Consider the following 7824-nt stretch of genomic DNA (forward strand, 5'->3'; position numbering starts at 1 on the left):
GGTCGTCAGAGACGGCCCGCCTCTGGTACCCCCAGGGCCGGGCCGTCTCTGACGACCCCCGCTTCCTGTTGCAGTGCACCCTGCTGGGCAGCGCCTGCGTGCTCGTCTACGGCCTCACCGGCTCGCTCTGGTCGGCGGTGGGGCTGCACTGGCTGGCTGTGGTGGTGTGGCTGGAAGCCCTGGGGGGCCAGCAGCGGCTGGAGCCCAACAGCCTGGACTGACCAGCCGCCATTCCCCTCGTGCAGCGCTCATAGCTCAGTCGAGCGGCACCTCGACAAACTCCACCAGCCCCTCCCGCAGCAGCACTTCAGCGATGGCCGGGCCCGTGGACACGGCGCGGATGCGCTCGCTGACGCGATCGAGGGTCTGCTGGGGATCGCTGCCCTGGGGCAGGGTGGCCAGCACGTCGGGAAGGGCCAGCTGACCGATGGCGATCACCGGCTGACCGGCCACCATGCCGGCCTGCAGGAACTCCGTGAGGGTGAGGATGCCCAGGGGCGAGGCGGTGCCGGTGGCCAGGGCCAGGTTGGTGAGGCGGGTGGCGATGCTGGTGCAGCGGTGGGCGATCGATCCGGCACCCACGGCGCCGGTGATCTCAGCCACCGGGGCCAGATTCGTGGAGCTGAGGGCCGGCACCGCCATTGGGTTCGTCACCACATTGAAGGAGGGTTTGGGGATCAGGCCGAGGCCGATCCAGTAGCTCCCCTCGGCTTCGACACAGCCAAAGCCGTAGACGGCCTCACCGCTCAGGCGGGCCACGCCGGGTTCACCGGCCCCGGAGGCGGGCATGGCAGCGGCGGCGGCAGGCAGGGCCAGGGGCAGGCCGACGGCCAGGGCCGCGCTGGCCAGCAGCTGGCGCCAGCGCCGTGCGGCCGGGTCAGGGGAGAGGGCGGTCTTAGGAGCAGGCGGATAGGGGGCTGGGCGTGGCTCAGGCATTGGCTGCTGGGGGATCGGCAGCCCCCATGATTGCCGCAGCAGGCCCCGCTGACAGGGCTTCGTCGCCATCGGCCGGGATCCGCTCCGCCAGGGCCAGGCAGGCATCCATCTCCTGCCAGAGCAGTTCTCTGCGCTCCGCGGTGACGGCATAGGAGCGGTGATGCAGATCCCGCCCCATGTAGAGGAGGGCGGCGCGGACCCGGCGCCAGTCGTCCGGGCCCAGGGGCGAAGCCGGCGACGGGCCCGCTGGGCTGGCCCCGCTCATGCCACCAGCACAGGGGCCGGGCGGCGACGGGCCCGGGGGAATCGCGGCCGGGCAGGTCCAGCCACCAGGCGGGCCTTGCCATGGGCAGCGCTGCTGACGACGGCCGTGGGGCGACGCCTGAGGCCCTGGCGCAGAGCCAACCAGCCATCGACCAGCCAGACCACGGCCATCAAAACCAGAACCAGGAGCTCGGGGGCTGACGTTGAGGTGGCCGGAGCTGAGGTGGTCGGAGCTGAGGTGGCTGGGGTTGGCTGCGCTTCCACGGCAGGCTGGACCAGAGCCAGAGTCTGGAGGGCCACCGGGGTTTCCAGCAGCGCGTCCCAGGGGGCCGCCGGATGGGCCCGGAAGAAGCCATCCGAACGCCTGCTCAGCAACCGTTCCGAGAGGGTGGGATTCATGGGCGCCCTGGCGCTGCGGCGCCCAGCTGGTCCTCCTGTCTTAACGCCCTTTGGCCCAGCTGCCAGTGGCAAGGGAATCGGCCTGGCCCGGGTCCGTTCCAGCGGTGGCGTCAAGCCGAGGCGGCCAGGCGCTGGCGCAGCAGGGGCAGTTCCCGATCGATCAGCTCCCGGGCCTCCTCCAGGTTGGAGACCTGGCCGAGGGGCACGCCGCTGCCATGGGTGATGCGGAACAGCGGCGGGGCCGAGGGTGCGGCGGCCAGCTCAACGCTGCAACCGCGGTGGCTCCAGGAGGCAAGGGCTGGGGGTCGGTCCATCACGCTCTCCCTTGAGTCTCATGCCTTGATTCCACTGAAGGGGAAGGGCCTTGGTTTGGCAAGGCCGCGGTGTGCGCCTGCGCACCGGGCGGGGGCGAGCGGGCAGGATGGTCCCACTGACGGATGGACCATGGAAGCGAGCTGGAAAGGTGCCGTGATCGCCAGCAGCGACGACATCGTGATGGTGGAGGGGAACGCCTACTTCCCCGCCGAGGCCCTCAACAGCGCCCTGGTGCGGCCCTCCGAGCACCGCAGCGTCTGCGGCTGGAAGGGGGAGGCCCACTACTACGACGTGGTGGTGGACGGAGCGGTGAACGCCAATGCCGTGTGGACCTACCCGGAACCGAAGGAGGCCGCCCGCCAGATCCAGGGCCGCGTGGCCTTCTGGAAAGGCGTCAGCGTGCGCTGAGCAGCGCCGCGATGCCTGCCGATCCGGCCGTTCTAGACGTTGACCTGCTGCGCTTCGAGCGGGGCGATCAGCGTGCCCGTGAGGCCGTGGTGGACGGGGTGCGCCGCAGCCTGGCCACCGGCTTCGTGACCACCAGCCACGACCTGCCCCTGGACCTGCTGGATGAGGCCTATGGCCTGCTGGAGCAGTTCTTCCAGCTGCCCCAACCCCGCAAGCAGGCCTTCCGGGTGGAGGGCGCCAGTGGCCAGACCGGCTACACCGGCACCCTGGTGGAAACCGCCGCCGGGGCGTCCCTGGCCGACTGGAAGGAGATGCTCAACTRGGCGGAGCCGATTCCGGCGCACCACCCCCTGCGTCGGCGCTACCCCCTCCTCTACCCGGAGCAGGGCCTGCCCGAGGCCGCGGTGCCGGGCATCAGCGCGGTGCTCACCGCCTTCCACGCCGCCATCGCCGCGCTGCAGCGCCGTTTCCTGAGGGTGATCGCMGTGGGTCTGGGGCTGGATGAGGCGATCTTCGAGGCGATGGTGGCCGAGGCGCCCACCCTCACCCGGGCGGTGCACTACCCGCCCATGCCCCAGGCACCGGCGGGGGGCCACCTGTGGGCTGCCCCCCACGCCGACATCAACCTGATCACGGCCCTGCCCCGGGCCACAGCGCCGGGGCTGCAGGTGTTGGTGGGGGAGCAGTGGCTGCCGGCCACGCCGCCCGAGGGCCATGTGATCCTCAACAGCGGCCTGATGCTGGAGCGCCTCAGCAATGGCCTGATCCCCAGCGGCTGGCACCGGGTGATGGCCGATCCCGCCGCCAGCGGCTCCCGCCTGAGCGTGGTGCAGTTCTGCCATCCGCGACCCACCACGGTGCTGCAGCCCTTCAACGCCTGCTGCAGCGCCGAGCGCCCCCAGCGCTGGGCAGGGGAGCTGGCGGCTGATGTGCTGGAAGACACTCTCTACCGGATCAATCTGCTGACCGCGGATGGTGACGGGGGCAGCCAGGCGACTGCTCCAGCCGCCTAGCCACGCTGGTCGGCATGCTGGAGCCCTGATGCCACCCCCTCGCGATGGCCTGTTCCAGCTGCGGCAGCTGGTCGGTGAAGGCAGACCGCAGCCTGGCCGGCCGCTTTGTGTGCGGGCGCTGCGGGCGCCCGCTTGGCCTCAAGCCCGAGAAGCAGGTGAGGCGCCGCAGCGGAGGCTCGGGGCGGCGCCTGCCCCGCCCACGGCTTTGGTGGCTGCTGGGCCTGCTGGCGCTGGGAGCCCTTCTGGCCAGTCTGGAACCGGGCCGACGCAGCCCCAGGCCGTTGCCGCCCTCAGGCTCCCAGCCACCGGGACGGGCGCTCTGACCCCCCGGAAGCCAGCAGCTAGCGGGAAGCGGAGCCACGGGCTGCCACCTGGTCGCCATCCCACTGGAAGCCATCATCGTTCCAGGCGCTGGGATCCTCGATCGGCTCCAGGTGGGTCAACACATGGCTGCGAGGCAGGGCAGCGGCAATGTCGTGCTCCAGGGCGGAGCAGAAGTCATGGCCCCGCTGCACGCTCCAGTGACCCGGCACCAGCACGTGCAGGCTCACGAAGCGGCGGGAGCCGGCCACCCGGGTGCGCACGGCGTGGAAGGCCACCTGATCGCCGCTGCGGGCTGCCAGCAGCCGGGCGAGCCGCTGCTGGTCGGGCTCGGCCAGGGAGCGATCCATCAGCCCGGAGGCCGTCTCACGCAGCAGCTGCCAGCCCGTGAACAGGATGTTGGCTGCCACGGCGATCGCCACCAGGGGATCCAGCACCGTGAGGCCCGTGAGCGGCACCAGCACCAGGGACACAACCACCCCAAGGGAGGTCCAGACATCGGTGAGCAGGTGCTGGCCATCCGCCCGCAGGGTGATCGAATCAAAGCGCCGCGACGCCCGCAACAGCAGCACCGCCACCAGGCCGTTGAGGGCCGTGGCCAGCAGCGACAGCATCAGGCCCAGGCCCACCTGCTGCAGGGGCTGGGGGTTCAGCAGCCGGCCAAAGGCGCTCTGCAGGATCAGCAGCGCCGCCAGCACGATCAGGGCGCTCTCGAGGCCGCTGGAGAAGTATTCGGCCTTGAAGTGGCCGTAGTTGTGCTCGCGATCGGCGGGCCTGGCCGCCAGGGTGAGGGCCCAGAAGGCCCCCAGCGCCGCCGCCAGATTCACCAGGGATTCGAGCGCGTCGGAGTACAGGCCCACCGATCCCGTGAGGCGCCAGGCCGCGAGCTTGATCACCATGGTGCTCACGGCCGCCCCAACGGACAGCAGGGTGTAGGAGCGGGGCGAACGAAAGCCGATCACAGGACACTGGCGGGCTCGCATTGTGAAGCCCCCCGGAGCCTGGCGGCAGTCTGCTGGGCGACCGTGGGCCAGGCGAGGGCCTAATTTGCGGGCCTTGGTGTCGTCCGTTCACGCCCCTCTGCCCATGCGGTTTCTGGCCCTGCACCTCGAACCCGGCAGCGACGTGCGCCAGTCCCTGGAGCAGCTGGCCGCCCAGGAGGGCGGCCATGGCTTCGTGCTGAGCGTGGTGGGGAACCTCACCCAGGCCTCCTTCCAGTGCCCCGGCGAGGCCGGCCCCACCGTGCTGACGGGAGAGCTGGAGATCATCACCCTGCAGGGCACGGTGGCTGCCCAGGAGGTGCACCTGCACCTGAGCTTCTCCGACAACGCCTGCCAGGTGTGGGGCGGCCACCTGGAGCCCGGCACGCTGGTGTACAAGGGCGCCGACCTGCTGGTGGGGCTGTTCGATGCGGAGCCGGGCCCCGAGCAGCAGGGCGCTGAACCCCTGATGGTGCCCCTGGCCCAGGCCGCCACGGTGCCCCGGGTGGAGATGGCGGTGCTGCCGGGCTGCCCGTTCTCAGCGCGGGCGCTGCGCATGCTGCGCACCCTTGGCATTGCCCACCGGGTGATCGAGCCCAGCCAGCCGGGCAGCGTGCCCCAGGTGTTCATCGACGGCGCCTTCATCGGCGGCTATGACGCCCTCGCCGAGCTGCACGCCCGCGGCAGCCTCGATGGCCTACGCGGCGCCTGAAGGGTTGTGTCCGCTCAAGCCCGCCTGTCGCCATGACCAGCCTGCAGCTGCACACCCAGGCGGGCTGCGGGCTGGCGATCGGCCGCTACCCACGCTTCCGCTACGACGCCCGGGGCGGCAGCGGCAGGGCAACCTGCACCCCTGTTGACGACAGGCTGGAGATCGTCTTCGACCCAGCCGGGCTCAGCATCCCCCCGCTGAACTGGCGCACAACGCAGGTGCTGGGGCTGCCCCTGCCGCCGGGGCTGCAGATCGCCATCGAACCCCTCACTCTCGCCGGCCAGCTCGTGCCGGCCAGCGGCGCCGTGACGCTGCGCTTCGAGGCGCGCTTCCACTGCAGCTGGGCCGGGCTCTACCGTCCGCCGCCGCTGCTGGTGACCACGGATCTCAGCACAGGATTGGTGGCTGGCCAGCGCCACCACGCCGAGGGCAGCCCCCTGGATGCACGCGGCCAGGGCTGTCTGGTGGGCGTGGCGCGGGTGCCCCCCAGCGGCGATCCCTGGCTCGACGGCTTTCTGGGCCTGCCGGATGACGCCCTGGCGGTGCTGCGCTGTGGGTTTGATGGGTTGAAGGGGTAAAGGAGTGCAATGGATGCCGCAGACCTTCCATAGGCCAGTCGTGTGATTTGCATCATTTCGGGCCGGATGCGGTTTCCCGAATCTCCATTGAGGACTACAGCCGGGGTCTGCAACTAAGAACTGCAGCTGCAACGCCACCTACAGGAAGCCATCGAGATCACCAGCCGGGGAATGAGCTTTGTGGTCAGCTCGGGCACCGGTTCAGGACAGTCAATCGGCTTGCTCATGCCGATCGGCACTGGACTGGATTCACGGGATCAGAAGGTGATCGATGATGCCCAGGGCCTGGAGATCCCGGTGCTCGGGGTGCGACTGGAACCGGAAGTAGGGCGTCAGCTCGGCAAGAGCCACAGCACCTGCGTGTGTGAGGCCCTGCACCACTACCTGCAACGCTTCGGCAACGCCGAGGAGGCCAGGCGACAGTCCCAGCTGCTGGCGGCCCAGGACCCTCAGGGGCATTGGAGCGAGCAGCTGCCGGATTGGGGCGACTGGACGGCATGACGGCAATGCTCTTGCGCCGCGGCGTGGGGTGACGGTGGCCAGTGCTGGGGTGTACTCCTCCAAGCCCAGGCCTGCAGTGGTGGTTCAACCTGATCGCTGGCTGCAGGCGCACCCCAGCGTCAAGCTCTGCCCGCTCACCAGCACCCTGGTGGAGGCCCCACTGGTGCGCATCGCTGTGGCACCAAGCGATCGCAACGGCCTGCGCAAGCCATGTCAGCTGATGGTGGACAAGTTGTTCACTGTGCCGGTCGTTGCCATCGGCGGCATCCTGGGCCAACTGGAGCCCCAGCGGCTCATCGAGCTGGACCTGGCCCTGCGTGGCTGGCTGGAGCTGCCCTGAGGTAGCCAAAGCTCGCTCGTTCGGTTTGTCATCCCCAGGCCCGGCTTGGTCGTGAAGGTGCTGGCTGGGCCCGGCCCTTCCACCACCTGGATTCGCCATTGGCCTTGGAGCAGATCGCTGAACGGCTGCTCCAACAGGGCAAGATCATCAATCGTTCCAAGCCAGTTCGCTACACACGCAATCCCTGTTCAGGCTGAGCATTCATCAGCACTGGAACTCACTCCTCCAGCCTCGCGGTGGTGCCACTCGGCACAATGGCGAGGCCGATCGGGGCCAGGGCGATCAGCGCCAGCTTCACGTGCTGGATGCCGAAGGGGATGCCCACGATGGTCACGAAGCAGGCCAGGGCCGAGCTGAGGTGGCCGATGGCCAGCCACCAACCCGCCAGCAGGAACCAGATCACATTGCCCACCAGCCCCAGGGGGCCGGTGCCGAAGTCGGAGCGGCCGGTGAGTTCCTGGCGGCTGATCGCCTCCTTGCCGAAGGGCCAGAAGGAGAAGTTGCCGATCACGAAGCAGGCCCGGGCCCAGGGAATCCCCACCACGGTGAGGGCCGCCACCAGGCCGGCCAGCCACCAGCCCAGGCCCATCACAAAGCCCCCCAGCACAAACCAGAGAACGTTCAGCAGAAAACCGAGCATCCCTTCACCTCTGCGCAGCAGTGTGGCGCTGGCGCAGCTTCAGCCTGCCCCGGCTGCCCTAGTTTGACCGGGTGGGCCTGGCCCTGGCGCCTGACGCTGCCCCCCATGTTCTTCCGGATCCACCACACCCTCCACTACCACTACGACCAACCCGTGTTCCTGGAGCCGCACACGCTGCGGCTCACCCCCCGGCAGAGCGCCACGCAGCGGCTGCTGAGCCACACCCTCACAGTGCGGGAACCGCCGGCCGGCAACACGCCAGTGGAGGAGCCCGGCGGCGCCGACACCACTGAGATCTGGTTCACGGGCCTGCGCCAGGAGCTCTGGATCCACACCACCGCCGTGGTGGAAACGCTGCGCCGCAACCCCTTCGACTGGAWCCTCACCGATCCCAGCGCCCAGACCCTGCCCCTGCGC

At 69.9% G+C, this 7824-nt stretch carries 14 protein-coding genes and 1 pseudogene; 9 read left to right on the forward strand and 6 right to left on the reverse strand.

The features are described from left to right. Window positions 1-221 (forward strand): annotated as a pseudogene (locus tag IQ216_RS09205) (hypothetical protein); the annotation flags it as partial. Between the two features lie 34 nt (window positions 222-255). Here IQ216_RS09205 and IQ216_RS09210 read toward each other — a convergent pair. The 4 genes from IQ216_RS09210 to IQ216_RS09225 all read right to left on the reverse strand — a co-directional run bounded on the left by IQ216_RS09210 (window position 256) and on the right by IQ216_RS09225 (window position 1913). After that, window positions 256-936, reverse strand: coding sequence for a hypothetical protein (locus IQ216_RS09210; protein WP_193815234.1), 681 nt, complete (start codon window positions 934-936; stop codon window positions 256-258). Further along, window positions 929-1201 (reverse strand): hypothetical protein, encoded by a 273-nt coding sequence (locus IQ216_RS09215; protein WP_193815235.1) that lies wholly within the window; start codon window positions 1199-1201, stop codon window positions 929-931. The genes IQ216_RS09210 and IQ216_RS09215 overlap by 8 nt, the downstream gene beginning before the upstream one ends. Next, the gene (locus IQ216_RS09220; RefSeq protein WP_193815236.1) at window positions 1198-1599 is read right to left on the reverse strand and encodes a hypothetical protein; all 402 of its coding nucleotides are present in this window, start codon (window positions 1597-1599) and stop codon (window positions 1198-1200) included. Before IQ216_RS09220 ends, IQ216_RS09215 begins: the two co-directional genes overlap by 4 nt. A gap of 110 nt (window positions 1600-1709) precedes the next feature. Next, window positions 1710-1913, reverse strand: a complete 204-nt coding sequence (locus IQ216_RS09225) for a hypothetical protein (protein WP_193815237.1) — start codon at window positions 1911-1913, stop codon at window positions 1710-1712. A 130-nt stretch (window positions 1914-2043) separates the two neighbouring features. Here IQ216_RS09225 and IQ216_RS09230 point away from each other — a divergent pair, with 130 nt between their 5' ends. From IQ216_RS09230 to IQ216_RS09240, 3 genes are read left to right on the forward strand one after another with little or no spacing between them, the layout of a single operon-like run. After that, complete coding sequence (locus IQ216_RS09230; RefSeq protein WP_186699619.1) at window positions 2044-2322, forward strand: DUF427 domain-containing protein; 279 nt, start codon at window positions 2044-2046, stop codon at window positions 2320-2322. Window positions 2323-2333: 11 nt separating this feature from the next. After that, window positions 2334-3335, forward strand: a complete 1002-nt coding sequence (locus IQ216_RS09235) for an isopenicillin N synthase family oxygenase (RefSeq protein WP_193815238.1) — start codon at window positions 2334-2336, stop codon at window positions 3333-3335. A 44-nt stretch (window positions 3336-3379) separates the two neighbouring features. After that, window positions 3380-3658: a transcriptional regulator gene (locus IQ216_RS09240; protein ID WP_193815239.1), complete on the forward strand. Its 279-nt coding sequence runs from the start codon at window positions 3380-3382 to the stop codon at window positions 3656-3658. A gap of 18 nt (window positions 3659-3676) precedes the next feature. On the opposite strand, the gene IQ216_RS09245 is transcribed toward IQ216_RS09240, so the two are convergent. Beyond that, window positions 3677-4615, reverse strand: coding sequence for a cation diffusion facilitator family transporter (locus IQ216_RS09245; RefSeq protein WP_193815245.1), 939 nt, complete (start codon window positions 4613-4615; stop codon window positions 3677-3679). Window positions 4616-4742: 127 nt separating this feature from the next. Here IQ216_RS09245 and IQ216_RS09250 point away from each other — a divergent pair, with 127 nt between their 5' ends. From IQ216_RS09250 to IQ216_RS09265, 4 genes are all read left to right on the forward strand, one after another. After that, the gene (locus IQ216_RS09250) at window positions 4743-5348 is read left to right on the forward strand and encodes a PCC domain-containing protein (RefSeq protein WP_193815240.1); all 606 of its coding nucleotides are present in this window, start codon (window positions 4743-4745) and stop codon (window positions 5346-5348) included. A 32-nt stretch (window positions 5349-5380) separates the two neighbouring features. Further along, the gene (locus IQ216_RS09255; RefSeq protein WP_193815241.1) at window positions 5381-5926 is read left to right on the forward strand and encodes a hypothetical protein; all 546 of its coding nucleotides are present in this window, start codon (window positions 5381-5383) and stop codon (window positions 5924-5926) included. Window positions 5927-6151: 225 nt separating this feature from the next. Further along, window positions 6152-6427, forward strand: a complete 276-nt coding sequence (locus tag IQ216_RS09260; protein ID WP_193815242.1) for a hypothetical protein — start codon at window positions 6152-6154, stop codon at window positions 6425-6427. A gap of 49 nt (window positions 6428-6476) precedes the next feature. Then, window positions 6477-6767: a type II toxin-antitoxin system PemK/MazF family toxin gene (locus tag IQ216_RS09265; RefSeq protein WP_370566688.1), complete on the forward strand. Its 291-nt coding sequence runs from the start codon at window positions 6477-6479 to the stop codon at window positions 6765-6767. A 217-nt stretch (window positions 6768-6984) separates the two neighbouring features. On the opposite strand, the gene IQ216_RS09270 is transcribed toward IQ216_RS09265, so the two are convergent. After that, window positions 6985-7407: a YccF domain-containing protein gene (locus IQ216_RS09270; RefSeq protein ID WP_193815244.1), complete on the reverse strand. Its 423-nt coding sequence runs from the start codon at window positions 7405-7407 to the stop codon at window positions 6985-6987. Window positions 7408-7512: 105 nt separating this feature from the next. Between IQ216_RS09270 and IQ216_RS09275 the strand changes: the two genes are divergently transcribed. Continuing rightward, window positions 7513-7824: transglutaminase N-terminal domain-containing protein (locus tag IQ216_RS09275; protein ID WP_304523976.1), on the forward strand; the 312-nt coding region annotated here is incomplete at its 3' end.

This window comes from Cyanobium sp. LEGE 06143, assembly GCF_015207535.1.
GTDB lineage: Bacteria > Cyanobacteriota > Cyanobacteriia > PCC-6307 > Cyanobiaceae > NIES-981.